Annotated in this window: 24 protein-coding genes and 1 riboswitch; of the genes, 13 read left to right on the top strand and 11 right to left on the bottom strand. The window is 65.9% G+C overall.

The window, feature by feature from the left end; translation table 11 throughout:
* The first annotated feature begins 65 nt into the window (after window positions 1-65).
* From MKAN_RS32535 to MKAN_RS09095, 3 genes are all read left to right on the top strand, one after another.
* Window positions 66-1,277, top strand: a complete 1,212-nt coding sequence (locus tag MKAN_RS32535) for a PPE family protein (protein ID WP_042313515.1) — start codon at window positions 66-68, stop codon at window positions 1,275-1,277.
* A gap of 109 nt (window positions 1,278-1,386) precedes the next feature.
* On the top strand, window positions 1,387-2,574 hold the full coding sequence (locus MKAN_RS09090; RefSeq protein ID WP_036445627.1) for a PPE family protein: 1,188 nt from the start codon (window positions 1,387-1,389) through the stop codon (window positions 2,572-2,574).
* Between the two features lie 40 nt (window positions 2,575-2,614).
* On the top strand, window positions 2,615-4,057 hold the full coding sequence (locus MKAN_RS09095) for an amino acid permease (protein ID WP_042313518.1): 1,443 nt from the start codon (window positions 2,615-2,617) through the stop codon (window positions 4,055-4,057).
* A 15-nt stretch (window positions 4,058-4,072) separates the two neighbouring features.
* Here MKAN_RS09095 and MKAN_RS09100 read toward each other — a convergent pair whose 3' ends face one another.
* Both MKAN_RS09100 and MKAN_RS09105 read right to left on the bottom strand, forming a co-directional pair.
* On the bottom strand, window positions 4,073-6,037 hold the full coding sequence (locus MKAN_RS09100) for an acyl-CoA dehydrogenase family protein (protein WP_023367493.1): 1,965 nt from the start codon (window positions 6,035-6,037) through the stop codon (window positions 4,073-4,075).
* Between the two features lie 338 nt (window positions 6,038-6,375).
* Window positions 6,376-6,780: a cold-shock protein gene (locus tag MKAN_RS09105; protein ID WP_023367495.1), complete on the bottom strand. Its 405-nt coding sequence runs from the start codon at window positions 6,778-6,780 to the stop codon at window positions 6,376-6,378.
* Between the two features lie 164 nt (window positions 6,781-6,944).
* Here MKAN_RS09105 and MKAN_RS09110 point away from each other — a divergent pair, with 164 nt between their 5' ends.
* From MKAN_RS09110 to MKAN_RS09125, 4 genes are all read left to right on the top strand, one after another.
* Entirely contained in the window at window positions 6,945-7,349 is a 405-nt protein-coding gene (locus MKAN_RS09110; RefSeq protein WP_023367497.1) for a YccF domain-containing protein, read from the top strand.
* The gene (moaA, locus tag MKAN_RS09115; RefSeq protein WP_023367499.1) at window positions 7,346-8,431 is read left to right on the top strand and encodes a GTP 3',8-cyclase MoaA; all 1,086 of its coding nucleotides are present in this window, start codon (window positions 7,346-7,348) and stop codon (window positions 8,429-8,431) included. Before MKAN_RS09110 ends, moaA begins: the two co-directional genes overlap by 4 nt.
* 28 nt (window positions 8,432-8,459) lie before the next feature.
* Complete coding sequence (locus tag MKAN_RS09120) at window positions 8,460-8,762, top strand: MoaD/ThiS family protein (RefSeq protein WP_023367501.1); 303 nt, start codon at window positions 8,460-8,462, stop codon at window positions 8,760-8,762.
* A 208-nt stretch (window positions 8,763-8,970) separates the two neighbouring features.
* Window positions 8,971-9,192: riboswitch (cyclic di-AMP (ydaO/yuaA leader) on the top strand.
* Between the two features lie 9 nt (window positions 9,193-9,201).
* On the top strand, window positions 9,202-10,344 hold the full coding sequence (locus tag MKAN_RS09125; RefSeq protein WP_023367503.1) for a transglycosylase family protein: 1,143 nt from the start codon (window positions 9,202-9,204) through the stop codon (window positions 10,342-10,344).
* An 8-nt stretch (window positions 10,345-10,352) separates the two neighbouring features.
* Here the strand turns inward: MKAN_RS09125 and MKAN_RS09130 are convergent, their stop codons facing one another.
* From MKAN_RS09130 to MKAN_RS09145, 4 genes are read right to left on the bottom strand one after another with little or no spacing between them, the layout of a single operon-like run.
* Window positions 10,353-10,778 (bottom strand): molybdenum cofactor biosynthesis protein MoaE, encoded by a 426-nt coding sequence (locus MKAN_RS09130; protein WP_023367505.1) that lies wholly within the window; start codon window positions 10,776-10,778, stop codon window positions 10,353-10,355.
* Window positions 10,775-11,260, bottom strand: coding sequence for a MogA/MoaB family molybdenum cofactor biosynthesis protein (locus MKAN_RS09135; RefSeq protein WP_023367507.1), 486 nt, complete (start codon window positions 11,258-11,260; stop codon window positions 10,775-10,777). The genes MKAN_RS09130 and MKAN_RS09135 overlap by 4 nt, the downstream gene beginning before the upstream one ends.
* The gene (gene moaC, locus MKAN_RS09140; RefSeq protein WP_023367509.1) at window positions 11,257-11,748 is read right to left on the bottom strand and encodes a cyclic pyranopterin monophosphate synthase MoaC; all 492 of its coding nucleotides are present in this window, start codon (window positions 11,746-11,748) and stop codon (window positions 11,257-11,259) included. The genes MKAN_RS09135 and moaC overlap by 4 nt, the downstream gene beginning before the upstream one ends.
* A 10-nt stretch (window positions 11,749-11,758) precedes the next feature.
* A complete protein-coding gene (locus tag MKAN_RS09145; RefSeq protein ID WP_099184984.1) occupies window positions 11,759-11,956 on the bottom strand; it encodes a hypothetical protein in 198 nt (65 codons plus the stop codon).
* A 71-nt stretch (window positions 11,957-12,027) separates the two neighbouring features.
* On the opposite strand from MKAN_RS09145, the gene MKAN_RS09150 reads away from it, so the two are divergent.
* The gene (locus MKAN_RS09150) at window positions 12,028-14,304 is read left to right on the top strand and encodes a helicase-associated domain-containing protein (protein WP_023367513.1); all 2,277 of its coding nucleotides are present in this window, start codon (window positions 12,028-12,030) and stop codon (window positions 14,302-14,304) included.
* 43 nt (window positions 14,305-14,347) lie between these two features.
* A complete protein-coding gene (locus tag MKAN_RS09155) occupies window positions 14,348-15,997 on the top strand; it encodes a DNA repair helicase XPB (protein ID WP_023367515.1) in 1,650 nt (549 codons plus the stop codon).
* Here MKAN_RS09155 and MKAN_RS09160 read toward each other — a convergent pair.
* A complete protein-coding gene (locus tag MKAN_RS09160) occupies window positions 15,994-17,139 on the bottom strand; it encodes a thiolase family protein (RefSeq protein ID WP_023367517.1) in 1,146 nt (381 codons plus the stop codon). The genes MKAN_RS09155 and MKAN_RS09160 overlap by 4 nt on opposite strands.
* Window positions 17,140-17,141: 2 nt before the next feature.
* A complete protein-coding gene (locus MKAN_RS09165; protein ID WP_023367519.1) occupies window positions 17,142-17,588 on the bottom strand; it encodes a Zn-ribbon domain-containing OB-fold protein in 447 nt (148 codons plus the stop codon).
* Between the two features lie 198 nt (window positions 17,589-17,786).
* On the opposite strand from MKAN_RS09165, the gene MKAN_RS09170 reads away from it, so the two are divergent.
* Window positions 17,787-18,080 carry a putative quinol monooxygenase gene (locus MKAN_RS09170; protein ID WP_023367521.1) on the top strand — a complete coding sequence of 98 codons (294 nt, stop codon included), beginning with the start codon at window positions 17,787-17,789 and terminating at the stop codon, window positions 18,078-18,080.
* 29 nt (window positions 18,081-18,109) lie between these two features.
* Here MKAN_RS09170 and MKAN_RS09175 read toward each other — a convergent pair whose 3' ends face one another.
* Window positions 18,110-19,093 carry an LLM class F420-dependent oxidoreductase gene (locus MKAN_RS09175; RefSeq protein ID WP_023367523.1) on the bottom strand — a complete coding sequence of 328 codons (984 nt, stop codon included), beginning with the start codon at window positions 19,091-19,093 and terminating at the stop codon, window positions 18,110-18,112.
* Window positions 19,094-19,114: 21 nt separating this feature from the next.
* Window positions 19,115-19,651, bottom strand: coding sequence for a TetR/AcrR family transcriptional regulator (locus MKAN_RS09180; protein WP_036445646.1), 537 nt, complete (start codon window positions 19,649-19,651; stop codon window positions 19,115-19,117).
* A gap of 75 nt (window positions 19,652-19,726) precedes the next feature.
* On the opposite strand from MKAN_RS09180, the gene MKAN_RS09185 reads away from it, so the two are divergent.
* The 3 genes from MKAN_RS09185 (at window position 19,727) to MKAN_RS09195 (ending at window position 24,195) form a co-directional block, all read left to right on the top strand.
* Window positions 19,727-20,938 (top strand): FAD-dependent monooxygenase, encoded by a 1,212-nt coding sequence (locus MKAN_RS09185; RefSeq protein ID WP_023367527.1) that lies wholly within the window; start codon window positions 19,727-19,729, stop codon window positions 20,936-20,938.
* 177 nt (window positions 20,939-21,115) lie between these two features.
* Window positions 21,116-22,513 carry a wax ester/triacylglycerol synthase domain-containing protein gene (locus MKAN_RS09190; RefSeq protein WP_023367529.1) on the top strand — a complete coding sequence of 466 codons (1,398 nt, stop codon included), beginning with the start codon at window positions 21,116-21,118 and terminating at the stop codon, window positions 22,511-22,513.
* A 74-nt stretch (window positions 22,514-22,587) separates the two neighbouring features.
* The gene (locus MKAN_RS09195) at window positions 22,588-24,195 is read left to right on the top strand and encodes an AMP-binding protein (RefSeq protein WP_023367531.1); all 1,608 of its coding nucleotides are present in this window, start codon (window positions 22,588-22,590) and stop codon (window positions 24,193-24,195) included.
* 84 nt (window positions 24,196-24,279) lie between these two features.
* Here MKAN_RS09195 and MKAN_RS09200 read toward each other — a convergent pair whose 3' ends face one another.
* Window positions 24,280-26,424, bottom strand: coding sequence for a 3-hydroxyacyl-CoA dehydrogenase NAD-binding domain-containing protein (locus MKAN_RS09200; RefSeq protein WP_023367533.1), 2,145 nt, complete (start codon window positions 26,422-26,424; stop codon window positions 24,280-24,282).
* Between the last annotated feature and the right edge of the window lie 4 nt (window positions 26,425-26,428).

A 26,428-nucleotide genomic window follows, 5' to 3' on the forward strand; every position in this document is an offset into this window, starting at 1 on the left:
CGCGCACGCGACCCATACACATGGTGGGCTAGATGACCTTTCGCGCCAACGACACCCACGCCGGTATGGAGCAGCCCCTGACCCAATGTCAAGTGGTGTCCGTCGATTTCGGCGCAATACCGCCCGAGATCAATTCAGCTCGGATCTACAGCGGCCCCGGATCGGGGCCGCTTATCGCCGCGGCAACGGCGTGGGACGCGCTGACCGCAGAATTGACCGCGGCGTCGGCGGGCTACGTTTCGGTGATTTCGGAGTTGACCAGCTCACAGTGGCTGGGGCCCGCGTCGATGGCGATGGTGGCCACCATCGTGCCACACCAAGTCTGGATCAGCGCAACCGCCAGGAGTGCAGAGCTGACCGGAATACAGGCACGGGCCGCCGCTGCAGCCTTTGAAACTGCGCACGCGATGACCGTGCCCCCGCCCGTCGTCGCAGCCAACCGGAGCTTGCTGCTGACGCTGATTGCGACGAACTTCTTCGGCCAGAACACCCCGGCGATCGCGTCCACCGAGTTCCACTACGCCGAGATGTGGGCGCAAGATGCCGCCGCGATGTACGGTTATGCCGCATCCTGCGCGAGCGCCTCGATGCTGACTCCGTTCACAGCGCCACCCCGAACCGCCGACTCCGACGGTCTGGCCAGACAAGCCGCTGCGGTCGCAAACGCCGCCACGACGCCGGTGGGCAGGACCGCGTCCGCGATATCACAACTTACCCCGAAATTGATCGACCTCGCCGTTGCAACCCAAGTGTTGCAACACCTTTCGTCGCCGCCCTGGTACATCAGAATCTGGGACTTCCTCAAGAGTATCCCGATCCCGGTGTGGGACCAGCTGCTGAACCTGGAATACATGTACGGGGCGCTGATCTACGACACCCAGGGCTACGAACTAAACGTCCTGCAGCTCATTCAGTCGCTGGCGTGGGCACCCGCGCAAGCAGCAACCGGTGCCGCTGCCGCATCAACCGGCGTCAGCGGGCACCCTGTCGGCTCTGGATTTGCCCGCGTGAGCTCAGCTGAAGTGTCGGCGAGTATGGGCAAGGCCGACAAGGTCGGGCTGATGTCGGCGCCGACCAGCTGGACTACCTCGGCTTCAACGCCGCACCCCGAAGCGGTGCGGATGGCGCCGATGGTGGTCAACAACGCCGTGCCGGGAAATGGACCAACCGGCCTGATTCCCGGCATGCGGACAGGTGGCATGCGCGAAGACACACACTTCGTCAAACGCCAACAGGGATCACGTATTACGGTGATCAGCCCGAAGGCAATTGGTTAGCAGGGTACATATCTAGCCGCCATGAGCGAGTCACCGCCGAGGGCGCCTGGCCCAGAAGGTAGTTCACACATAACAGCGACGGAAATGACGTAAGGGGTTCAGAGCAATGATTGATTTTGGCGTTTTACCGCCGGAGGTCACGTCAATCCGAATGTATTCCGGCCCGGGGTCGGCGCCGATGTTGGCCGCCGCATCGGCATGGAGCGGATTGGCCGCCGAATTAACTGCTACCGCAGACGATTACGAGACCATAGTCGCCAGACTGCAGAGCGAGGACTGGATCGGCCCGGCGGCGACATCCATGGCCGGTGCAGTCCAACCGTACGTGGCGTGGATGAGAGCCACTGCAGCACAGGCTGAGCAAACAGCCACCCAGGCGCGCATGCTGGTCGCCGCCTACGAGGCTGCGGTAGCGGCAGTCGTTCCCCCACCTCTGGTTGCGGGCAATCGCGCCCAGGTGGCATTGCTGGTCTCGACCAACGTCTTTGGCCAAAACACCTCTCGGGTAGCGCTTCTCGAAGCGGAGTACGGCGACATGTGGACTCAGGATGCGACGGCCATGTATGTGTATGCCGCCGCTTCCGCGAATGCCTCCCGACTCACACCGTTCACGTCGCCAACGCAAACCACCAGCCCATCCGCTTCGGCCTGGCAAGGCGCGGCCGTCGCGAAGGCCGCAGGCACCGCTGCTGGAGGGATACAAAACCTGCTGTCGAAGCTGGTTTCTCAGGCGCCGAACGCCTTACTTGATCTGGCGACGCCACTCTCGTCCCTATTGGCTTCCGCGGGAGCAGCCCCGACGCCACCCACATGGGTGGTGTGGCTAGAGGATTTCCTGAACCTGATTGCTCCGTTGACCGGTACCTGGTACAACGTCACGGGCCTGCCCTATTTCGGGATCGGTATTACCAACAGCCTTGCTTCGACGGCAAGAGCCGTCGGAGCGATCGGTCCGGAGGTCGGTGCGGCGGCAGCTTCCGCGGGCGGCGCCGCGGCCGACGCTGCGGGGACGCTGGGCCGCGGTGCACCGATAGCCGCGGGTATGGGCAATGCGCCGGCCGTCGGCAAGTTATCGGTACCGCCAGGCTGGTCGGCGACCGGCCCGGTACCAGTTCCGTCCGTAGGGTCGGTATCCGCGCCCTTGGTCAGCAATATCGCCTTGCCGGAGGCCGCTTCGGAAAGCAGCAACATGCTCGGCGGCATGCCGCTAGCCGGCCCCGGAGTCAACGCGGCGGGCAGCGCTCCCCGATACGGTTTTCGTCCCAAAGTGATGGTGCGACCACCGTTTGCGGGTTAGCGCGATGATGAAACCAACTCCTGTGCCGAAGACTTCACACATCACGGACCCGGTCGCCACCGCCAACGCCGCGACCGATGTCGCACAGCTGCACAGAGGTCTTGCCAACCGGCATGTTCAGTTGATCGCGATCGGCGGCGCCATCGGCACCGGTCTGTTCATGGGGTCCGGGCGAACAATCTCGTTGGCTGGTCCGGCGGTTGTGGTCGTCTACGGGATCATCGGATTCTTCGTTTTTTTCGTTCTGCGAGCGATGGGAGAATTGCTTCTTTCCAACTTGAACTACAAGTCGTTTGTCGATTGCGCGGCCGATCTGTTAGGGCCGGCGGCGGGATTCTTCATGGGTTGGTCGTATTGGTTCGCATGGATCGTCACAGGTATCGCCGACCTGGTTGCGATAACCGGATACTCGAAGTTCTGGTGGCCCGACATACCAGCCTGGCTACCGGTTGTCATCACGGTCTCACTGATCTTGGGCTGCAACTTGTTCAGCGTCAGTAATTTCGGGGAGATCGAGTTCTGGTTCGCGTTGATCAAGCTCGCAGCGATCGGCTGCCTGATCGTCGTCGCCGTGATCATGGGAGCCACACATTACGTTTCCCCGCACGGCGCCCCGGCCGGGATTGCCAACCTCTGGAATGACAACGGGTTCTTCGCTACCGGCTTCATGGGTCTGGTCAGTGGCTTCCAGATCGCGTTCTTTGCCTACATCGGTGTGGAACTCGTCGGCGCCGCCGCCGCAGAGACGGCCGACCCGACACGCACCCTGCCCCGCGCGATCGATGCCGTGCCGGTGCGCGTAGCGATCTTCTACATCGGCGCCCTGCTGGCAATCCTGGCGGTCGTTCCCTGGCGGCAGTTCAGCAGCGGCCAGTCACCCTTCGTGATGATGTTCTCCCTGGCCGGAGTTGCCGCAGCGGCATCTGTGGTCAACTTCGTCGTCGCAACCTCCGCCACCTCCGCAGCGAACTCCGGGGTGTTTTCCACCGGACGAATGCTGTTCGGACTGGCTGACGAAGGCAGCGCCCCAGCAATTTTCGGGAAACTGAATCGCGGCGGCGTACCGGCGCCGGCGCTCCTATTGACCGCGGTGCTACTGCTCAGCGCCATCCCGCTGCTTTATGCGGGTGGTTCGGTGATCGGCGCCTTTACCCTCATCACGACCATGTCGTCGTTGCTGTTCATGTTCGTCTGGGCAATGATCATCCTCAGCTACCTTGCCTATCGCCGCCGGCACCCACAGCGTCATGCGACCTCGAACTACCAGATGCCCGGTGGCGTCATGATGTGTTGGGCCGTACTCGCCTTCTTCGCGTTCGTGATCTGGACGCTCACCACAAATACCGAAACATTGGTCGCATTGGCGTGGTTTCCGTTGTGGCTCATACTCCTAGCGGTCGGTTGGCTGGTCGTCCGGCGCCGGCCGGGCCGCGCCGAACGATACCGCCGATTTCAAGCCAAGCTAGGGCCAATTCGATGCTGAGCTTCGCGGCGGGACTCACGCGCTTTGCGTTCGCCCGACCGGCCCAGGCGAGGACACCGTCGAAATTCGCCGCGCCACATCGCTTTCGGTGGACGGGCCCGGTTCCCAGGGCGCGATCCACGGTCCGGTGCCCTCCGACTGATCGATGATCCCCTCCTCCAGCCAGGTGTAGCGGCCGTCCAGCACATCGTTGGTCAGGCGAACGTCGCTGCTGTCGGTGTTGGCCCACAACGCGTGGAACAGCGCCTCGACGCGAAGGGTCGCTTGCTCACAGAAGATTTCGGTCAGCTCATAGGCCTCATGACCGACAACCGGATCAGCAACCCGCTGCCCCTCGGCCCGAACGCATGCCGCGGACATGGCGAACAGCTCCGCACCGATATCGACGATGCGCCCGAGGAACCCTTGCTTCTGCTCCAGCCTGGCCTGCCAGCGCGCCATGCCGTAGAACGTGTTGCGGGCCAGCTTGCGCGTGGAGCGTTCGACGAATCGCAGATGCGACGCCAACGGGCCGAATTCCTGATATGCCGTGGGTCGTTGCCCTTCGCCGAATACGAGCTGCGGCAACCACTTTGCGTAGAATCCGCTGGCGCCGACCGCAGCTGCGGCCTTCTGGCGCAGATCGGTCTCGGGTTTGGCGAGATCACCGGCAGCTGTCAGGTGCGCATCCACCGCCTCCCGGGCGATGAGCAGCCGCATGATCTCGCTGGATCCCTCGAAGATGCGATTGATCCGCATGTCCCGCAGCGACTGCTCCACCGGTGCCGCGCGCTCACCTCGCGCGGCCAGCGACTCGGCGGTCTCGTACCCTCGCCCGCCCCGGATCTGCAACAGCTCGTCGGCAATCCGACAGGTCATCTCACTGGACCAGAGCTTGGCCAGCGCCGCCTCGATCCGGATGTCGTTGCGACCTTCGTCGGCCATCTGACCAGAAAGCTCGACCACCGCGTCCAGCGCGTAAGTGGTGGCGGCGATGAACGCGATCTTGCCGGCCACCGCTTCGTGTTTGCCTACCGGTTTGCCCCACTGCACCCGCTCACGAGACCATTCACGCGCTATCTTCAGCGACCATTTGCACGATCCGGTAACCATCGCCGGTATCGCCAGCCGTCCGGCGTTCAGTGTGGTCAGCGCGATCTTCAGACCATCTCCCTCTCGACCGATCAGGTTTTCGGCCGGAACCCGCACGCGGTGCAGCCTGGTGACGCCGTTCTCGATACCGCGCAGTCCCATGAATTTGTTGCGCCGCTCCACGGTGATCCCGGGTGAGTCAGCCTCGACGACGAACGCGCTGATGCCGCCCCGATGCCCCTCGCTCTTCGGGACCCGCGCCATGACGACCAGCAGTTCGGCGACCACGCCGTTGGTGGTCCACAGTTTGAGGCCCTCGAGTTCGTACGCCTTGCCGTCTTCGACCGGCGTGGCCGTCGCGGCCAGGCGCGCCGGGTCCGAGCCCACGTCGGGCTCGGTGAGCAGGAATGCGGACAGGGCGCCAGCAGCACACCGCGGCAAGAACTTCCGCTTCTGCTCCGGGCTTCCGGCCAGCTTCAACGGCTCGGGCACCCCGATCGACTGGTGGGCCGACAGCAGTGCGCCCAGGCTCGGATGAACCGTCGAGGCCATCATCAACGCGCGGTTATAGGCGACCTGCGACATGTTCAATCCGCCATATTCGGTCGGGATTTTCATGCCGAAGCAGCCCAGTTCGGCCAAGCCGTTCACGTATTCGTCGGGAATCTGGGCATCACGCTCGATCATGCTGCCGTCGACGGTGGTGAGGAATTCCCGCAACTTGCCCAGGAACGCCTCGATGCGAGCCTCCTCGGCTTCCGACGGTTTCGGAAACGGGTGGATGAGTTCGAGCGGGAAGCGGCCGAGAAAAATCTCTTTGGCGAAAGATGGTTTATCCCAACCACTTTCGCGCGATTCTTCGGCAAGCGCTCTCGCCTGCTGTTCGGTGACTTGCACTTGCTGCGCCATCGCGGCCTCCTCGCCGATGAACCGACATGGGGGTTGATTACCCGGTTCCTGCCCGATAGTACGACGAGAGGCGGCCCGAATGACCCTTACCGGCCGGGGCAAAAACTGTGCGATCGCCCAGCGCAGCCCCGCGCCTCCGAGTCCAAGGGGACGGGCGTAGAAACACCGCGCCGCCCGGCCCGGCGCGCTGTTACAGACGAAAAGCATTGCCGGATAAGCCTGGCCGGCGAACCCACCGAGTCGGTGTCGCTGCAAGGCCGGTTACGGCGGCACGGTGCCGTGGTGCGCCACCGATCCGACAGGAACGGCCGCGCCGGCAACGTCCGCAGCCGGCGCGGCTAGGCGTCTAGCTCCCGGGCCACGGCCTTGACGACCTCGGAGACCCGCCGAGCCGTCTTGCGGTCGGGGTAGCGGCCCTTGCGCAGTTCGGGCTGCACCGTGCTCTCCAGCAAGGTGATCATGTCCTCGACCATGCCGTGCAGTTCGTCGGGACTGTGCTTGTGCTCGACCGCCTCCCGGCGGGTGCGAGAAAGACTCGGTGGCGGGTCGATCAGCTTGAGGCTAAGCGCCTGCGGCCCGCGCCGCCCGGATGCGATCCCGAACTCCACGCGCTGCCCCGCTTTGAGTCCTTCGACACCCGCCGGCAACGCCGAGGAACGGACGTAGACGTCCTCGCCGTCCTCTTGCGACAGGAAGCCGAACCCCTTTTCGGAGTCGTACCACTTCACCTTGCCGGTCGGCACTGCTCTCACCTGCTTGTCTTAACGGATCGCTGGGAATTCCACACCAAGACGCGCCCCGCCTGCGCAGGACGCGATGACGATCTCAGATCCTACTCGGACCATCGCCCGCCGAGCATCCGTGTTTACCGCGTACTGAGTAGGCTGGGATTACCGCTGGAGGAGATATGCGCCTGATCCTGAACGTTATCTGGCTGGTCTTCGGTGGCCTATGGCTGGCCATCGGATACCTGGTCGCGGCGTTGGTCTGTTTCCTGTTGATCGTCACCATCCCGTTCGGGTTCGCGGCCCTGCGCATCGCGTCGTACGCATTCTGGCCGTTCGGCAGGACGATCGTCGACAAGCCGAGCGCCGGGACCGGTGCCCTGCTCGGCAACGTCATCTGGGTGCTGCTGTTCGGCATCTGGCTGGCAATCGGGCACTTGGTCAGCGCGGTGGCGATGGCCGCCACGATCATCGGCATTCCGCTGGCCCTGGCCAATCTCAAACTGATCCCGGTGTCGTTGGTGCCGTTGGGCAAGGAGATCGTTCCCGTCGGCGCGCCGGCTCGAATCGAACGCGTGACCGCATGACGGTGACGGCGCTGGGCGTTCCGACGGTGCGTGGGCGGTTGCCAGAGCCAGCGGCCCCGCCGGACGCCGCTCCTGTGGAAGGCCCTTTGCTGGACAGCTTCGGCCGGGTCGCAACCGATCTAAGGGTTTCGCTGACCGACCGCTGCAATCTGCGGTGCAACTACTGCATGCCGGCCGAGGGCCTGGACTGGTTGCCCGGACAGCAATTGCTGCGCCCCGAGGAGCTGGTCAGGCTGATCCACATCGCCGTCCACCGGCTCGGTGTTACCAGCGTGCGGTTTACCGGCGGCGAGCCGCTGTTAGCACGTCACCTGGAAGAGGTCGTCGGCGCAACGGCCGGCCTGCGGCCTCGTCCGGAGATCTCGTTGACCACCAACGGCGTCGGACTGGCGCGGCGGGCAGCCGCACTGGCCGACGCGGGCCTGGACCGGGTGAACGTGTCTCTGGACAGCGTGGACCGCGCCCATTTCGCGGCCATCACCCGTCGGGACCGGCTCACCGACGTGCTGGACGGCCTGGCCGCCGCCAAGGATGCCGGCCTGACGCCGGTCAAGGTGAACGCCGTGCTCGACCCCGCCACCGGCCGTACGGACGTCGTCGCGCTCCTGCGCTTCTGCCTGGAACACGGCTACCAACTGCGAGTCATCGAGCAGATGCCGCTCGATGCCGGCCACCAATGGCGCCGCGGCGCCGCGCTGAGCGCCGACGACGTGCTGGCGGCGCTGGGGCCACACTTCCGCTTGCGGCCCGATCCGACGCCGCGAGGTTCGGCCCCCGCCGAGCTCTGGCTGGTCGACTCGGGCCCGGACACGCCGACCGGGAAGTTCGGGGTCATCGCCTCGGTCTCGCACGCCTTCTGCTCGACTTGCGACCGCACCCGGCTTACCGCCGACGGCCAAATCCGCAGCTGCCTGTTCTCCAGCGAGGAGACCGACTTGCGAGGCCTGCTGCGCAGCGGCGCTGACGACGACACGATCGAGCGGGCATGGCGCGCCGCGATGTGGCGCAAGCCGGCCGGCCACGGCATCAACGATCCGGATTTCGTGCAGCCCGACCGTCCGATGAGCGCCATCGGTGGCTGACTCGGCGACTAACTCGGCGGCTAATTCGATGGCTAACTCGACGGCTAACTCGACGGCTAACTCGACGGCAGATGTCACCGGAATTCACGTGACCGTCCGCTACTTCGCGGCGGCGCGGGCGGCCGCCGGTATCGAGTCGGAAACAGTCACGTTGCGACCCGGGGCCACGGTGGCCGAATTGGTCGACGACCTGGCCGCACGCAACGCTCGGCTGGCAACGGTGTTGGACCGATGCTCCTATCTGCGCGACGGTATTGCCGTCCGAGACGACGCCACACCGTTATCCGCCGGCGACACACTTGATGTACTCCCCCCGTTTGCGGGCGGCTGATCGCTGTGAGATTTGTCACGTAACGGAACGATAACAAGCCGGACACGGTGCGGTGTCGAGCGTTATGACCTGCGCAAATAAGTGCGCTTCCTGGGGTTTTGGCCGGCGTTTGTGAGCAAAACGCCGGTCCATCTCACACGTGACGGGATTGGCTGAAACCGCTACCGTCTCCGAAGGCTCGTCAACGAACCACTGACTTGCCCACCCTGCCTACCACGCGCCGAGCTCCATCCAGTAGGTGAGGGGTTCCGACCGCGGATGGAGGCGGGGGACCCACCGGGTCCGCCGAGATCGGACCGGGGCCGTTCACGGCCCTTGGGGTGAAGCCGACGTCGTCTCACCGGAGTACGACGCTGGCCGGGTGGCCTCTCTGGTTTTGAACCAACCCGAACCCGACAGCTGACCTCGTAGGCGTGCACAGAGAGGAATAACCGAGCGTATGAGTGGACGTCACCGTAAGCCCACCACATCAAGCGTCAGCGTCGCCAAAGTCGCCTTTACCGGCGCGGTGCTCGGCGGCGGCGGCATCGCCATGGCCGGTCATGCGGCCGCGGCCACCGATTGGGAATGGGATCAGGTAGCCCGTTGCGAGTCCGGCGGTAACTGGGCGATCAACACCGGCAACGGCTACTACGGCGGCGTGCAGTTCACTCCAGGCACCTGGGCCTCCCACGGCGGCGGCGAGTTCGCCCCGTCGGCCCAACTGGCCACCCGAGAACAGCAGATCGCGGTCGCCGAGCGGGTGCTGGCCACCCAGGGCCGCGGCGCCTGGCCGGTGTGCGGTCACGGGCTGTCGTCTGCCACTCTCCGCGACGTTCCTGCTCCGGCGGCGATGGACGCGCCCGTCGATGCGCCGGATGTCAATGGCGAACCGGCCCCGCTGGCCGACGCCCCACCCCCCGCGGACGTCGCACAGCCGGCCGACCCGGCCCCGCAGGTGCAATTCGCCGGTAATGAACTGCCGGCTCCGCAGGCTCCTGCCGAGCTGACGGCTCCGGCCGACCTGCCCCCGGCACCCGCCGACCTGCCCCCGGCACCCGCCGACCTGCCCCCGGCACCCGCCGACCTGGCGCCGGCACCCGCCGACCTGGCGCCGGCACCCGCCGACCTGGCGCCGGCACCCGCCGACCTGGCGCCGGCACCTGCTGACTTGGCACCCGCACCTGCCGACCTGGCACCCGCACCTGCCGACTTGGCACCCGCACCTGCCGACCTGGCACCCGCACCTGCCGACCTGGCACCCGCACCTGCCGACCTGGCGCCGGCACCTGCCGACCTGGCACCCGCACCTGCCGACCTGGCACCCGCACCTGCCGACCTGCCGCCCGCCCCGGCCGACCTGGCTCCCGCTCCGGAGGCCATTCCGGCGGCGCCGGAGGCCCCGGCAGTCCTGGAGGCAGGATTGCCGCTGACCGACCCGGCCGACGCGCCAGCGCCTGCCGATGCAGCCAACGCACCGGTGGAAATCCACCAGGTCTCGAATGTCGCCTACACCAAGAAGCTCTGGCAGGCGATCGTGGGCCAAAACGTCAGCGGCAACGACGCGCTGGACGCGCTCGCGCAGCCGACCGTCATCGGCTGATCAACGGTTCAGGCCGAACCCACCCATTCTTCGGAACCATCGCCGAAGAACTGATGCTTCCATACCGGTAGCCGCTCCTTGATGGAGTCCACCAGCTGCGCGCAGGTGGCGAACGCGGCCTGCCGATGATCGGCGGCGACGGCGGCCACCAAGGCCGCCTCCCCGACCGCGAGGGCACCGATGCGGTGGCTGGCCGCCACCGCACGCACCCCGGTGGCGTTCTCCGCGATCTCGGCTACCACGTCGGCAAGAACCTGCGCAGCCGACGGATGTGCCGAGTACTCCAACCGCACCACATCCCGTCCGCCATCGTGGTTGCGGACCACTCCGACGAACCCGACGACAGCGCCGGCCGCGTGATGCCTCACCAGACCCTCATGCTCGGCCAGATCGATCGGTTGGTCGGTCAGCGAAGCGCGCAGGACCTGCGTCATCGCCGGTGATCTTGGCCGGCGAGTTGGTCGAGTGCGTGATCCACCACGCCGGCGAGCACCCCGAGCCCGTCGCGAACCCCGCCGGGTGAACCCGGCAAATTGACAATCAACGATTGGCCGGCGACGCCGCACACCCCGCGCGACAACACCGACGTCGGAATCTTCGGCAGCCCCGAGCGACGGATCGCGTCGGCCAACCCGGGGATGACGAAATCCAGCACCGCCACGGTCTGTTCCGGGGTGGTGTCGGTCGGCGAGATACCGGTGCCGCCGGACGTGATGATCAGGTCGACCCTCGCTTCGACCGCGTTGTGCAGCGCCTCACCAACCGGATTCCCGTCGGCGACCACCTCCGACTCGACGGGCGAGAAACGGCGCTGCGCCAGCCATTCGGTGATGATGGGCCCGCATTCATCGGTGTAGACGCCCGACGATGCGCGAGTCGACGCGATGATGACCCGGGCAGATCGCGCACCGGTCACCGTGCCCAGCTTCCGCTACGGCCGCCCTCTTTGCGGAGCACGCGGATGTCGTCGATCCGGGCGGCCGGATCCACCGCCTTGATCATGTCGTAGAGCGTCAGAGCCGCCACGCTCACCGCGGTCAGCGCCTCCATCTCGACCCCCGTTCGATCGGTGCTGCGAACCGTTGCGGTGATCACGACATCCGACTCGCCGACGGTGAAGTCGACATCGACACCGGTGAGCGCGAGCTGATGACACAGCGGAATGAGGTCGCTGGTGCGCTTGGCCGCCATAATGCCCGCTACCCGTGCGGTAGCCAGCGCGTCACCTTTGGGCAGGCCCCCGGTGGAGATCAGCGCCACCACCTCCGTCGAGGTGCGTAAGGCGCCGGCAGCAACGGCCGTGCGCCGGGTGGCCGACTTCTCCGTCACGTCGACCATGTGCGCGGCTCCCCGCTCATCCAGGTGCGACAATCCGCCCGATTGGAAGTCGGACGCCGTGGCCATCGGCGGAGTCCTACCTGTTGACGACCGTCACCGGATGGAGGTACGGGAGGTCATCGGCGGCCAGCGGGAACGCCAGCTCGCCGAAGGGTGACAACGCACCCGTGCGGTCGGTCACCAGTTCGCTTACCGCATGGTCGTCCGGGTCGGTGGTCGGCCAGCCGTTGTCCACGTACTTGGTCTTGCGCGCCTTGCCGTCATTGTCAGCCACGGCATCCATTCTGACAGGTCTTGCTGCCGCCCGCGGCGCAAGGTCGCAGGTCGGGCCTACGCTGATCAGCAATGCCTGAGCAAGCCCCGACCGAACACACTCCGGAGATCCCGCTGGGGTCCTGGCTGGCCGACCTACCCGACGAACGGCTGATCCAGCTGCTGGAACACCGCCCGGATCTGGCTCAGCCGCCACCCGGCAGCATCGCCGCACTGGCAGCGCGCGCCCAGGCCCGGCAGTCGGTCAAGGCCGCCACCGACGACCTCGACTTCCTGCGACTGGCGGTGCTGGACGCCCTGCTGGTGCTGCAAGCCGACACCGCGCCCGTGCCGATCGCCAAGCTGCTCTCGTCGATCGGCGACCGCGCCGCCGAAGCCGATGTGACCGATGCGCTGGCCGACCTCAAGAAACGAGCCCTGGTCTGGGGCGACAGTGCGGTGCGGGTCGCCGCCGACACCGGCACGGCGCTGCCGTGGCACCCGGGCCAAGTCACCCTCGAATACGGCTCGCGCACCGGCGAGCAGATCGCCGAGTTGATCGCCGGGCTCGACGAGGCCCAGCGTGAGGTGCTGGAGAAACTCGTCGAAGGATCACCGATGGGGCGCACTCGCGACGCCGCACCGGGCGCTCCGCCGCACCGCCCGGTGCCCCGGCTGCTGGCCACGGGGCTGCTGCGGCGTGTCGATGCTGAGACGGTGATCCTGCCCCGCCAAGTCGGGCAGGTGCTCCGCGGCGAGGAACCAGGTCCGATGCAGCTGACGGCGCCCGATCCGGTGGTGGCCACCACCGCGCTCCGCGACGTCGACGCCGCGGCCGCCGGAGCTGTCATCGACCTGCTGCGCGAGATCGACGTTCTGTTGCAGAACCTCAGCGCCACACCGGTTCCCGAGCTACGCACCGGCGGGCTCGGCGTACGCGAAATCAAGCGGCTTGCCAAGGCAACCGGGATCGACGAACCACGTCTGGGTCTGATCCTCGAGGTGGTGGCCGCGGCCGGGCTGATCGCCGGCGGCATGCCTGAGCCGCTGCCATCCCACGGCGAAGGCCCCTATTGGGCGCCGACGCCGGCCGCCGACCGATTCGCCGACATGTCCCCGGCCGAGCGGTGGCACCTGCTGGCCCGCACCTGGCTCGACCTGCCGGGCCGGCCGGCGCTGCTCGGTAGCCGCGGCCCGGACGGCAAACCGTATGCCGCCTTGAGTGATTCGCTGTTTTCGACGGCGGCGCCGCTGGATCGGCGGCTGTTGCTGGGGATGCTCGCGGAGCTGGCTGCCGGTGCCGGTGTCGATGCGGCAACTGCGTCGGCGGCCCTGATCTGGCGCCGTCCGCGGTGGGGCCGGCGATTGCAGCCGGGGCCGGTCGCGGATCTGTTGACCGAAGGCCACGCGCTGGGTCTTGTCGGTCGCGGTGCGATCAGCACGCCCGGCCGGGCACTGCTGAACAGTGATCGAGACGCTGGGAACCCCGCCCCGGTGGTCGATGCGATGACGCGGGCGCTACCGAAGCCGATCGACCACTTCCTGGTACAGGCGGATCTGACCGTCGTGGTACCGGGGCCGTTGCAACGCGAACTCGCCGATCAGCTGGCCACGGTGGCTACTGTCGAATCGGCCGGTGCGGCAATGGTGTACCGGGTCAGCGAGCAGTCCATCCGGCATGCGCTCGACGTCGGCAAGAGCCGCGACTGGATGCACGGGTTCTTCGCCGGCCACTCCAAGACACCGGTGCCGCAGGGACTTACCTACCTGATCGACGATGTCGCACGCCGTCATGGGCAACTCAGAATCGGCATGGCCGCGTCGTTCGTGCGGTGTGAGGACCCCGCACTGTTGGCCCATGCCGTGGCCGCCGCCGGGGACCTGCAGCTACGGGCCCTGGCGCCGACGGTCGCGGTGTCACCCGCGCCCATCGCCGAGGTGCTGGCCGCCTTGCGGAATGCGGGCTTCGCTCCGGCCGCCGAAGATTCCACCGGCGCGATCGTCGACGTCCGCCCGCGCGGCGCCCGCGTACCCGCACCGAACCAACGCCGGCCCTACCGCCCGCCGCCGCGGCCCAGCAGCGAGACGTTGCACGCGGTGGTCGCGGTGTTACGTAAGGTGACGGCGGCGCCGTTCGGCAATATCCGCGTCGACCCGGCCGTCGCAATGTCGCTACTGCAGCGCGCAATTAAGGACGAGGCTACGGTGTTGATCGGCTACCTCGACGCCGCCGGCGTGGCGACCCAGCGGGTGGTGTCACCGATCGCCGTCCGCGGTGGGCAGCTGATGGCCTTCGACTCGTCGTCGGGGAAGCTGCGTGACTTCGCCATCCATCGCATCACCTCGGTGATGTCGGTCGACGACCGATAATGGAACCCATGACCCGACCACCCGATTGCCGTGGAGCGCTCTTGTGACCGACGGGCCGTTGATCGTGCAGTCCGACAAGACGGTGCTGCTCGAAGTCGACCATGACCTGGCCGGTGCCGCACGCGCCGCTATCGCGCCGTTCGCCGAGCTGGAACGCGCGCCCGAGCATGTGCACACCTACCGGATCACCCCGCTCGCGTTGTGGAATGCCCGTGCCGCCGGGCACGATGCCGAACAGGTCGTCGATGCGCTGGTCAGTTTCTCCCGCTACGCCGTGCCACAGCCGCTGCTGGTCGACATCGTCGACACCATGGCCCGCTATGGGCGGCTGCAATTGGTCAAGAATCCCGCACACGGCCTGACCCTGCTCAGCCTGGACCGTGCCGTGCTCGAGGAAGTGCTGCGCAACAAGAAGATCGCACCGATGCTCGGCGCCCGCATCGACGAGGACACCGTTGTCGTCCACCCCAGCGAGCGGGGCAGGGTCAAGCAGCTGTTGCTCAAGATCGGTTGGCCCGCAGAAGATCTCGCCGGCTACGTCGACGGTGAGGCGCATCCGATCAGTCTGCACGAGGATGGCTGGCAGCTGCGGGATTACCAGCAGATGGCCACGGACTCGTTCTGGTCCGGCGGCTCCGGGGTGGTGGTTCTGCCGTGCGGCGCGGGCAAGACCCTGGTCGGTGCGGCCGCAATGGCCAAAGCCCAGGCCACCACCCTGATCCTGGTCACCAACATCGTGGCCGCGCGGCAGTGGAAGCGCGAGCTGGTCGCCCGCACCTCGCTGACGGACGACGAGATCGGCGAATACTCCGGTGAGCGCAAGGAGATTCGGCCCGTCACCATTTCGACATACCAGATGATTACCCGTCGCACCAAGGGCGAATACCGGCATCTGGAACTCTTCGACAGCCGCGACTGGGGGTTGATCATCTACGACGAGGTGCATCTGCTGCCGGCGCCGGTGTTCCGGATGACCGCAGACCTGCAGTCCAAGCGGCGACTCGGGCTGACCGCCACGTTGATCCGCGAAGACGGCCGCGAGGGCGACGTGTTCTCTCTGATCGGCCCGAAGCGCTATGACGCGCCGTGGAAAGACGTTGAGGCCCAAGGCTGGATCGCACCGGCGGAGTGCGTCGAAGTTCGAGTGACGATGACCGACAACGAGCGGATGCAGTACGCGACGGCCGAGCCCGAGGAGCGCTACCGGCTGTGCTCGACTGTGCACACCAAAATTGCTGTGGTCAAGTCGATTCTGGGCAAACACCCCGGCGAGCAGACCCTGGTGATCGGCGCCTACCTGGATCAGCTCGAGGAGCTGGGCACCGAGCTGAACGCTCCCGTTATCCAGGGATCGACGAGGACCAGCGAACGCGAGGCGTTGTTCGACGCCTTTCGCCGCGGCGAGATCGCGACGCTGGTGGTGTCCAAGGTGGCCAACTTCTCCATCGACTTGCCGGAAGCCTCTGTGGCGGTTCAGGTCTCGGGCACTTTCGGTTCGCGTCAGGAGGAGGCGCAGCGGTTGGGCCGGCTGCTGCGGCCCAAGTCCGACGGCGGCGGCGCCATCTTCTACTCGGTGGTGGCTCGCGACAGTCTCGATGCCGAATACGCCGCGCACCGGCAGCGGTTCTTGGCCGAGCAGGGCTACGGCTACATCATCCGCGACGCCGACGACCTGTTGGGCCCGGCGATCTAGGTCGACAGGATGGTGGCTGACGCGGTGCCGGGGGCGCCGTATACCTGCGCCAGGCCGACGCGCGGGTTGCCGGGCACCTGACGTTCGCCAGCCGTACCCCGCAGCTGCCGCACCAGCTCGTGCACCTGCCGTAACCCCGACGCGCCGATGGGCTCACCGTTGGCGATCAACCCGCCGTCGGTGTTGACCGGGATCGAGCCGTGGATCTCGGTGGCACCGTCGGCGACCAGCTTCTCCTGCTCGCCGTCGGCACACAGCCCGGTCTCGGCCATGTGGATCACCTCGGCGCCGGCGTCGGTGTCCTGCAGTTGCGCGACGTCGATGTCGTCGGGTCCGATTCCCGCGGCCTCGTAGGCGGCTCGAGCCGCGTACACCGTCGGTGCGGCGTCCTCGTCCAGCGCAGCCGATGTGGCGTGTACTTCGTAGGCGCCGTAGCGGCGGGTGCGGATCTCGCATGCCCGTACATACACCGGTTTGTCGGTGAACGTGTGCGCCATGTCGGCGCGGCACATGATGACCGCGGCGGCGCCCTCGTCGGGCGCACAGAACATGTACTGGGTCAGCGGATAGTTGAGCACCGCCGAGTTGAGGATCTCGCTCTCAGGAATTGCCTTGCGACGGAACGCATTCGGATTCATGGCGCCGTTGCGGTAGTTCTTGGCGGCGACCTTGGCCAGCGTGGCCCGGGAGATGTTGTGGTCATGGAGGTACTTGTTGGCTTTCATGCCGAAGAATTTGGTGGTGACGAACTGACCATTCTGTGCATACCACTGGGGCAGCGCGAGTTTGGCGGGGTCGTCGGTAAAGGCACCACGCGGGTGTTTGTCCATGCCGATGGCGATGCCGATGTCGTACTTGCCCAGCCGGATGGTGTCGGCGGTCTGCTGGACGGCGCTGGCCGCCGTGGCGCACGCGTTGAACACATCGGTGAACGGGATGCCGGTCAGTCCGACCAGCCGGGTCACCGCGTCGGGGTTGGACACCTCGTGGCTGCCGCCGAACCCGAACTGAATGTCCTTCCATTCCACACCGGCGTCGGTCAGCGCGGATCGGATGGCCTCGGCGCCCATCTGCATCGCGGTCTTCTCGAACCTGCCGAACGGATGCAGGCCCACGCCGATGATCGCCACCTCGTTGCCCATCGTCAAAGTCCTTCCTGGCCCTTTGAAACCGGCCGGAACGCGAATGTCATCACCTCGTTGCCGTCGTCATCGGCGAAAAGCGGCACCATGGTGAGTTCGACCTCCTGGCCGAACTGCAGCTTGGCCGGGTCGTTCTCGGTCAGCCGGCCCTCGACCCGGATGACCGCCTCCTCTCCCAGACCGAGCTGGACCAAGCCCATGCCGAACGGCACGAAATCCTTGCCGGCCGGCCCGGCATAGGGCGGGCCGGGCGGGAATCCCTGCGTGGTCCATGCCACGAGGGTGCCGCGGCGCGGCAACGACACCTCGCTCATGTCCGCGCCGCTGCAGCGCGGACACCACTGCTGCACGGGGAAAGTCGTGGCACCACAGTCCCCGCAGCAACTGCCGATCAGCTGCGGGTTGTCGTTCGGCCAGGTCGAGATGTCGGGGGCCAGGGCCTTCTGCATCGCGCAATCCTTCGTCGTCGGCCGCAGAATAATACGCTTTACCGAACAGTACAACAGCATTCAAACAGAGTGGAAATATCATTCTCGTCATCTGCGAAGCGCTGGACCGACCGCCGCCGACGGCGGACTCCGGGCCCTTCGCTATCTTCTCCAGATCGCCCCTGCCGACGAAACTGAACTCCATGTGAGGACCCGACGATGCCTGTCACGGTGATACTTGAACTCAAGCTCAAACCCGAAGCGGTGCCCGCGGCGCGCGAGGTCATGAGCCGGGCATTGCAAACCACCCGGGCGTTCGACGGCAACCTCGGTACCGACGTGCTGGTCGATCAAGACGACGAAGCCCACTGGCTCATCTACGAACTCTGGGACACCGTCGAGCACGACGAGGCCTACCGCAGATTTCGCGCCGGCGAAGGCCGGCTGACGGAGCTTCCGCCGCTGCTCGCCGCGCCTCCCGTCAAGACCAGGTACGTGACGACCGACATCTGACAGCAGCACCCGGCACATTCGGCAGGCAATCAACTCAGCGCCGGAATCACTTCACGTTCGAAAAGCTCGATGCCCGAACGGTCGTAGGCGGCCTCGGGAAAATAGCAAATGGCGTAGTCACACCCGAGGTCGCGGGTCTTGGCCAGCTGCTCGATCACCTGTTCCGGCGTGCCCGTCGCCGCATCCGAAAGGCCCGCGACCATCGAATCCACCAGCGTCTCAGGCACATAGCCGACCAGGCGGTCGCGCACCCGCTGCAACCGATCCTTGACATCGGTCTCCGAGGTGCCGACGACGGCGGTGAAGTTGGATGAGCGAACGATGGCGTCGAAGTCGGTCCCGAGTTCGCGGCAATGCTGAGCCAGCAGTTCCGACTTTCGGGCGAATGCGGTGGGCTCGGGTGTGAAGTTGGTGTACTGGGCATACTTCGCCGCGATGCGTAGTGTCACCTTTTCCCCGCCGCCGGCAATCCATAGCGGAATACCGCCGGCTTGCAACGGCTTTGGCGCTACTATTGCACCGTCTACCCGGTAGTGCTCCCCGGTGAAAGTCACCTTTCCGTCGCGCCAGGCGTCCCGCATGATCTGCACACCCTCGTCCAGGCGAGCCAACCGTACCTTGGCCGACGGAAACCCGTAACCGTAAGCGCGCCACTCATGTTCGTACCATCCGGCGCCGATACCCATCTGGATCCGGCCGCCGGAAATAATGTCAGCGGTGGCCGCGACCTTGGCCAGGTAGACGGGGTTGCGGTAGCTCATCGCGGTGCACATCTGTCCCAGCTTGATCCGCGACGTGGTCGCGGCGTATGCCGCCATCAACGACCACGCCTCATGAGTGGCTTCATCGGTCGGCAGCGGGACGGTATGAAAGTGGTCGTAAACCCACAGTGAATCCCACGTGCTTCCGTCCGCATAGGTAGCAAGGTCGCGCATGACAGCCCAATGCTTTTCGGGCGGGATGCCGACCAAATCCATTCGCCAGCCTTGCGGGATGAAAAGTCCGAAGCGCATAGCTGGGACTTTAGCCCGATGTCACGCACCTAAGGCGGCTAATGCCGCTTCCACCGAGCAGGTTCGCAACTCCAGGTGCGGCGCATCGGGAAACTGCAGACAACAGTCCTGCAATCCGCCGAATGCCACCACCGCACGAGTCGCCTGCGCAAGCGTCGGCATGGGGCCAAAGACCAGCTTTCCCAGCCGTTCGCGCCAGCCCAGCACCGTGTCGACAAGCCCGAGATCGGCCAGCATCGTCAATTCGGCCACCACCAGCATGAGGTCTTCGCGGTGCCGGTAGTGGAAATCGAAATAGCCCTCCAGCAACTCGCGGGCATTGGTGTCGCCGCGGTTCTCCCGATCGGCGACGAATCGCTCACCCTCTTCGATCAGCGGCACCACAATGCTGCGCACCAGGTCCTCTCGGGAGCTGAAATGGTAGTAGAGCGCGGGTTTGGTGATCCCCAGCTCGTCGGCGATGTCTTGCAGGCTGGTGCGCTGCACGCCCTGGCGCAGGAAGAGCACGCGGGCTACCTCTTGGATACGTTGCCTGGTGTCCGACCTGGGCTTGGTCACCACGCCAGCGTAACTGACTTACCGATAGGTAAGCACCTGTGCTAGCTTTACGGACGTTAAGTAAACGAGGACGTCATGCGCATATTGATCTCGGGCGCCAGCATCGCAGGTCCGGTCCTGGCGTACTGGCTCGCCCGGTACGGCTTTGATGTCACCGTGGTCGAACGCGCCCCGCAATTACGCAAGACCGGCGGCCACGCCGTCGACCTGTTCCGGCCGGCCATGGAGATCTCGGAGAAGATGGGGGCATTGCCGCAGATCGAGGGACTGGCCACCGGCACCAGCCGACTAACGCTGTATCGCCAAGGCGCCCAACGACCCACGCGGGTCGACCTCACCAAGATCGTCGCCGCCGCTTCCGACCGGCACGTGGAGATCATGCGTGACGATCTGAGTGAGGCGTACTACCGCGCCGGCCGCGACCATGTCGAGTATCTTTTCGGCGACTCGATTACGGCCATATCATCCGATGGCGACGTGACTTTCGAGCATGGCAAGGCGCGCAGGTTCGACGTGGTCGTCGGCGCCGACGGGCTGCACTCGAACGTGCGGCGCCTGGTCTTCGGTGCAGACTCCGGACGCATCCAGTTCCTGGGCGGTTACCTTGCGGTGCTGTCGGTGCCGAAAACACTTGCCCGCGAAGGAGAATCAATAGCTCACCTGGGCCCGGGCCGCATCGCCATGATCTACACCGCGCGCCCACTGGACGATGCGCGCGCATTGTTCATGTTCCGCAGCAAGCAGCAATTGCGTTATCACCACCGAGATATCCTGCGGCAGAAGGCGTTACTGCGCAGCGCGATTTCCGGGATGCACCCGCAGGTGGACGGCTGGCTCGACGAGCTCGACCGCACACCCACCTTCTACTTCGACTCGATCACGCAGTTGCAGCTCGACAGCTGGTCGCGCGGGCGGGTCACCCTGGTCGGGGATGCCGGATACTGCCCGGGTCCCGCGGTCGGCGGCAGCACCAGCATCGCCGTGCTGGGGGCCTACATACTGGCCGGAGAACTGGCGCAGGCGGGTGCAGACTACGTAAGCGCGTTCGCGGCCTACGAGCAACAGATGGCGGACCCGGTACGTCGCAGCCGCACGTTTGCCCAAGCGATGGCGAAGAGCATCGTGCCGGGCTCCGCGACGGGTGTGTGGGCGTTGACCCGCGGCGCGCGGCTGGTCTCACTGCTGCCCGCCCGGCTCACCCGGTCGGTCGCGGCGCGGAACACCAAGGGCGTGCGACTCTATGACTCGATGCGGTTCAAGGAGTACAGCGAGCTAACCCGCAGTTAGCGGGCTCGCGACACTTAGCCTGCCGCGACGACACGACGAAAACCATAGCAACGGCCGAAGTTTCGACGCGGATCGGCGTTCCGGCGACGCCCCCGGGCCGCGAGCCGCCGAAGATGTGCCGCAGGTGGGGACCTTGGCCTCTATAAGGCCGGCTGACCGGACCGTAGCCTCGCCTTCATGGCAAGCAATTACATGCGGGCCATCGATGCGTTCGCCTGGAACATGGAGCGTGATCCCGCGCTGCGCTCGACGGTTGTCGCCGTCATTTGGCTCGACCGGTCGCCCACTTGGGAGGTACTCGCCGACCGTGTCGACCGGGCATCGCGATCGATGGTGTCGTTGCGACAGCATGTCGTCGAGTCGCCACTACGATTGGCGACTCCCCGGTGGGTGAGCGATGACCACTTCGATTTGAACTGGCACCTGCGCCGCGTCAACGCACCAGAGCCGCGTACGCGAGACACGGTGCTCGAGCTGGCGCGGCAGGCGGCGATGGACACCTTCGACCGGGAGCGCCCGCTGTGGGAGTTCACCCTGGTCGAAGGTCTGCAGGGAGGTGAAGCCGCGGTCATCTTCAAGATCCACCACTCGCTGTCGGACGGTGTCGGCGGCATGCAGATGATGGATGTCCTATTCGACATGCACCGCGATGGCGATGATCTGGGACCGATGCCACCGGCCCCGACCGGTGAGAGGCTGGGCGCGCGGGCCGTGATGACCGGCGCACTGCGCTCGTCACTCGGGCGGGTGGTCCATCGGGCCCGCCGGGGAGCCGAGACCGCGGTACCGACGCTGCTGCACACCGCACGTCACCCCATCGGCACGGCCCGCAACGTCGTCGCGATGACGCGTTCTGTCTACCGTTTCGCTGCACCCATGCCCGACACCATGTCACCGGTGATGCGCGAGCGCGCGATGGTTCGCCGCCTCGCGACGATGGAAATCCCTCTCGACGCGCTCAATAGGGCGGCTAAGGGCATCGGGGTAACGGTCAACGACGCGTTCCTCGGAGCTATCACAGGCGGCCTGCGTCGCTACCATGAGCGACACCACGCGACCGTCGAGTCGCTGCGCGTCACCATGCCGATCAACATCCGAACCGCAGCGGATGCTGGTACCTGGGGCAACCGGATCACGCTGGCCCGGATCGCACTCCCGGTGGCCGAAGCCGACCCAGCCGCCCGCATGCACAAGGTGCACCGCGTCGTCGAAACGGTCCGCAACGAGCCCGCGAGTCACCTCGCAGAGGTGATCGCCGAAGGCCTCATCTTTCTGCCCGTGGGCTACATCGGCGGCATGCTCAAGCACGTCGACTTCCTGGCGAGCGACCTGCCCGGCAGTCCGGTGCCGATCTATCTGGCAGGCGCCGAGGTCACCGGTTTCTTCGGGTTCGGACCGACGATCGGGGCCTCGTTCAACATCACATTGATCTCCTACAGAGGGACTTGTGATATCGGCGTCAATGTCGACACCAGCGCGGTACCCGACCACGACGTCCTGCTCGAGTCCCTGCGGGAGGGCTTCGAGGAAGTCGTCGCACTGGGTGAGAACGCCGAAGTACCGGCCGTGAGATGACCAAGGCGGCTTTGCTGCGGAATCCGATGTCGTCGTGTGGCATCGGCCGATTTGAGCCGATTTGAGTCTTGGCGATGAGTGCGCGGCCGTTCAACCTCGCCGAGATCATCGAACAGATGGCTGACTCCGTCGGCAACCGGCCCGCGGTGATCACTGAGACCAGCGAATACACCTACGCCGAAATCGACGACCGCACAACGCGATTGGCCAACCACCTGGTATCCGCCGGTATCCGGCCCGGTGACCACGTAGCGGTGCACGCGATGAACTGCATCGAGTGGGTCGACGCGTTCTACGGCATCATGAAAGCTCGAGCGGTCCCGATCAACGTCAACTACCGCTACCGGCACAACGAACTCAAGCACGTCTACGGCAACTCCGGGGCCGTGCTGGCGATCGTCGCCCCTCAATATGTCGAGCTGGTCAACGACATCCGCCCTGAGCTGCCCGCCCTTCGACAGCTGCTGGTGCTCGGCGAGGACTACGACACGGCGCTAACCGGCGCATCGCCGGAGCGCCGCATCACCGGTCGCAGCTCCGATGACCTCTACATCCTGTACACCGGCGGCACGACCGGCCTGCCCAAAGGCGTGGTGTGGCGGCAGGAAGACCTGATCCGCGGAGCGCTCAACGCCCTGCGCTACGGCGCCCCGTTGGACAGCGTCGAGCAGCTGGGTGCCGAGGCGGCCGCCAACGAGTTCCCGATGCGGCTGCTCACCGTCGGACCGCTCATGCACGGCGGCAGCCAGTGGATCATGGGCAACTGCCACGTCGCCGGTGCCACCTTTGTGCTTTCCACTCTGCCCAGTTTCGACCCGGCGAAGACGCTCGACCTCGCGTCGGAGGCCAACGTCATCAGCTTGGTCGTGCTCGGTGACGCGACCGCCCGGCCGCTTGCGGAGGCACTGCTGGCCGAACCGGGACGATGGGACCTCAGCAGTTTGCTAGCGGTGTCCAACGGCGCGGCGCCGCTATCGGCCGCGGTGCGGGCGCAGCTGCACACGGCCTTACCCAACTGCATCATCAACGACAGCTACGGTGCTTCCGAGTCGGGTACCACCGCCACCCGGATCGATGACGGCACGCCTCGGACCACACCCTTGTTCGATGCGGGACCCGACGTCATGGTTGTCGACGAGCAGTGGCGGCCCTGCCCGGTCGGGCAAGTCGGCATGCTGGCGCGCAGCGGCCCGATCCCGCTGGGCTATCTCAACGACCCGGAGAAGACGGCGGCCGCCTTCAAGGAGATCGACGGCAAGCGCTGGGTCATACCCGGCGACTTCGCCCGCCGAGAGCATGACGGCAGCATTTCGCTGCTCGGACGCGGCTCGGTGACGATCAACTCAGGCGGAGAGAAGATCCACCCCGAAGAGGTGGAAGGCGTATTGCTGGAACACGCAGATGTTTTCGATGCCGGCGTGGTCGGTACGCCGCATGAGCGATGGGGTGAACAGGTGACGGCCGTCGTGCAGTTGCGCGTCGGCGCGACACTGACACTCGAGCAGCTCCAAGACCACTGCCGCAAGACCATCGCCGCCTTCAAGGCTCCCAAGGTGATGCTCACGGTGGATCGTGTACCCCGCACAGCACTCGGCAAGGTGGACTACCCCGCGTTGAAATCGTTGGCCCTCAAACTCCTTGGCCTTGACAAGTCCGAGCGCTCGGCGCCGCCGAACCGCTGACTCTGTGTAAGTGCGAGCAGCAGACGTAACGGCCCCCGAAAACCTCGGTTTTCGGGGGCCGTTACGTCTGCTTCGCGGCCGAAACTAGGTCAGAGATTCCGGCGGCAGGAAGCGGTCGCCGTACTTGGCGGCCAACTCCTTGGCGCGCGCCACGAAGGCTTCCTTGCCGATCCCGGCCGGTCCCTGGTAGCCGACGATGAACTGCGCGCTACCGCCGGTCCACGGCGGGTAACCGATGCCCATGATCGACCCGATGTTCGCGTCGGCCGTGGACGTCAGCACACCCTCGTCGAGGCACTTCTGGGTCTCCAGGGCCTCGGCGAACAGCATCCGGTCGATCATGTCCTGCAGCGGTGGCGCCGACGTCCCCGACTTGAACGTGTCCCGCAGCCCCGGCCACAAGCCGGTTCGCTTGCCGTCGACGTATTCGTAGAAGCCCGCGCCCTTGAGCCGGCCGGACCGCCCGAGCTCGATCATCTTCTCGACAACCGCCTCGGCCGGATGCGGCTCGTAGGTGCCGCCGGCATCCTCGACACCCTTACGGGTAGCGACGGCGATCTTGTGCATGAGCTCCAGGTTGAGCTCGTCGGAGAGCTGCAGCGGCGGGGCCGGGTACCCGGCCTGCGACCCGGCCTGCTCGATCGACGCCGGTTCCACGCCCTCGCCGAGCATAGCCAGCGCCTCGTTGACGAAGGTGCCGATGACCCGTGAGGTGAAGAACCCGCGGCTGTCGTTGACCACGATCGGGGTCTTGCCGATGGCCAGCGTGTAGTCGAACACCCGGGCCAGCGCCTCGTCAGAAGTCTTCTCGCCCTTGATGATTTCGACCAGCGGCATCTTGTCCACCGGTGAGAAGAAGTGGATCCCGATGAAGTCTTCCTGCCGTTTGACGCCGGTTGCCAGGCCGGTGATCGGCAGCGTGGAGGTGTTGGACCCGAGGACCGCATTGGGCTCGACGATGTCTTCGATCTCCTGGAACACCTTGTGCTTGAGTTCCTGGTTCTCGAAGACGGCTTCGATGACGAAGTCGACACCCTTGAGATCCGCGGGGTCGCCCGTCGGGGTGATGCGCGCCAGCAGGGCATCGCTGCGCTCCTGCGTGGTGCGACCCCGCTCCAGCGCCTTGGCCTCCAGCTTTTCGGAGTAGCCCTTGCCCTTCTGCGCGGCCTCCAAGCTGACGTCTTTGAGCACCACGTCGTAGCCCGCCTTGGCCGAGACGTAGGCGATGCCCGCGCCCATCATGCCCGCGCCCAGCACCCCGATCTTCTTGATCGGGGTCTTGGCGATCCCGTCGGGACGCGAACCACCGGCATTGATGGCCTGCAGGTCGAAGAAGAACGCCTGGATCATGTTCTTGGCGACCTGGCCGGTGACCAGTGAGGCGAAGTAACGGCTCTCGATGCGGGTGGCGGTGTCGAAATCCACCTGCGCACCCTCGACGGCGGCGGACAGGATGGCCTTCGGCGCCGGCATCGGCGCACCCTTGAGCTGCTTGCGCAGCAGCGCGGGGAACGACGGCAGGATGGACGCCAACCCCGGCGACGACGGGGTGCCGCCCGGCATCTTGTAGCCCTTCTTGTCCCAGGGCTGCTCATGGGAATCCGGGTTGGCCTTTATCCAAGCCTTGGCGGCGGGCACCAATTCCTCAACCGTGGGCAACAATTCGTCGACCAGTCCGATTTCCTTGGCCTTGGCCGGCTTGAAGCGAGTGCCTTGCGACAGGATGTTGACGAACGCGTTCTGGATGCCGAACATCCGCACCGTGCGGGTTACCCCACCGGCGCCGGGCAGCAGGCCCAGCGTCACTTCCGGAAGCCCGATCTGGCTGCCCTTCACGTCGGCCGCGATGCGGTGATGACAGGCCAGGGCGATCTCCAGTCCGCCGCCAAGTGCTGCGCCGTTGATGGCGGCGACCACCGGCTTGCCCAGCGTCTCCAGGGTGCGAAATTGCCGCTTGACTGTCTCGACGGTGTTGAACACATCGCCGGCGTCCTCGGGCCTGGCCTGCACCATGGTCTTCACGTCACCGCCGGCGAAGAAGGTCTTCTTCGCGCTGGTGATCACCACGCCGGTGATCGAATCCTTTTCGGCGACAAGGCGATCCACGGCCTTGCCCATCGACTCGATGTAGGCCTCGTTCATCACGTTGGCCGACCCCGACGGGTCGTCCATGGTCAGCGTGACAATGCCGTCGGCGTCCTTGTCCCACTGGATTGTATTGTCGGGCATAACG

It is taken from the genome of Mycobacterium kansasii ATCC 12478 (genome assembly GCF_000157895.3).
In the GTDB taxonomy this organism is placed as follows: Bacteria; Actinomycetota; Actinomycetes; order Mycobacteriales; family Mycobacteriaceae; genus Mycobacterium; species Mycobacterium kansasii.

What these genes read in the sequence shown, in the direction of transcription:
- MKAN_RS32535 (WP_042313515.1), top strand. Translation starts at nt 66, where the DNA reads ATGGAGCAGCCCCTGACCCAATGTCAAGTGGTGTCCGTCGATTTCGGC.
- MKAN_RS09100 (WP_023367493.1), bottom strand. Translation starts at nt 6,037, where the DNA reads ATGGCGCAGCAAGTGCAAGTCACCGAACAGCAGGCGAGAGCGCTTGCC.
- MKAN_RS09110 (WP_023367497.1), top strand. Translation starts at nt 6,945, where the DNA reads ATGCGCCTGATCCTGAACGTTATCTGGCTGGTCTTCGGTGGCCTATGG.
- moaA (WP_023367499.1), top strand. Translation starts at nt 7,346, where the DNA reads ATGACGGTGACGGCGCTGGGCGTTCCGACGGTGCGTGGGCGGTTGCCA.
- MKAN_RS09120 (WP_023367501.1), top strand. Translation starts at nt 8,460, where the DNA reads ATGGCTAACTCGACGGCTAACTCGACGGCTAACTCGACGGCAGATGTC.
- MKAN_RS09125 (WP_023367503.1), top strand. Translation starts at nt 9,202, where the DNA reads ATGAGTGGACGTCACCGTAAGCCCACCACATCAAGCGTCAGCGTCGCC.
- MKAN_RS09130 (WP_023367505.1), bottom strand. Translation starts at nt 10,778, where the DNA reads ATGACGCAGGTCCTGCGCGCTTCGCTGACCGACCAACCGATCGATCTG.
- moaC (WP_023367509.1), bottom strand. Translation starts at nt 11,748, where the DNA reads ATGGCCACGGCGTCCGACTTCCAATCGGGCGGATTGTCGCACCTGGAT.
- MKAN_RS09150 (WP_023367513.1), top strand. Translation starts at nt 12,028, where the DNA reads ATGCCTGAGCAAGCCCCGACCGAACACACTCCGGAGATCCCGCTGGGG.
- MKAN_RS09160 (WP_023367517.1), bottom strand. Translation starts at nt 17,139, where the DNA reads ATGGGCAACGAGGTGGCGATCATCGGCGTGGGCCTGCATCCGTTCGGC.
- MKAN_RS09165 (WP_023367519.1), bottom strand. Translation starts at nt 17,588, where the DNA reads ATGCAGAAGGCCCTGGCCCCCGACATCTCGACCTGGCCGAACGACAAC.
- MKAN_RS09170 (WP_023367521.1), top strand. Translation starts at nt 17,787, where the DNA reads ATGCCTGTCACGGTGATACTTGAACTCAAGCTCAAACCCGAAGCGGTG.
- MKAN_RS09175 (WP_023367523.1), bottom strand. Translation starts at nt 19,093, where the DNA reads ATGCGCTTCGGACTTTTCATCCCGCAAGGCTGGCGAATGGATTTGGTC.
- MKAN_RS09185 (WP_023367527.1), top strand. Translation starts at nt 19,727, where the DNA reads ATGCGCATATTGATCTCGGGCGCCAGCATCGCAGGTCCGGTCCTGGCG.
- MKAN_RS09190 (WP_023367529.1), top strand. Translation starts at nt 21,116, where the DNA reads ATGGCAAGCAATTACATGCGGGCCATCGATGCGTTCGCCTGGAACATG.
- MKAN_RS09195 (WP_023367531.1), top strand. Translation starts at nt 22,588, where the DNA reads ATGAGTGCGCGGCCGTTCAACCTCGCCGAGATCATCGAACAGATGGCT.
- MKAN_RS09200 (WP_023367533.1), bottom strand. Translation starts at nt 26,424, where the DNA reads ATGCCCGACAATACAATCCAGTGGGACAAGGACGCCGACGGCATTGTC.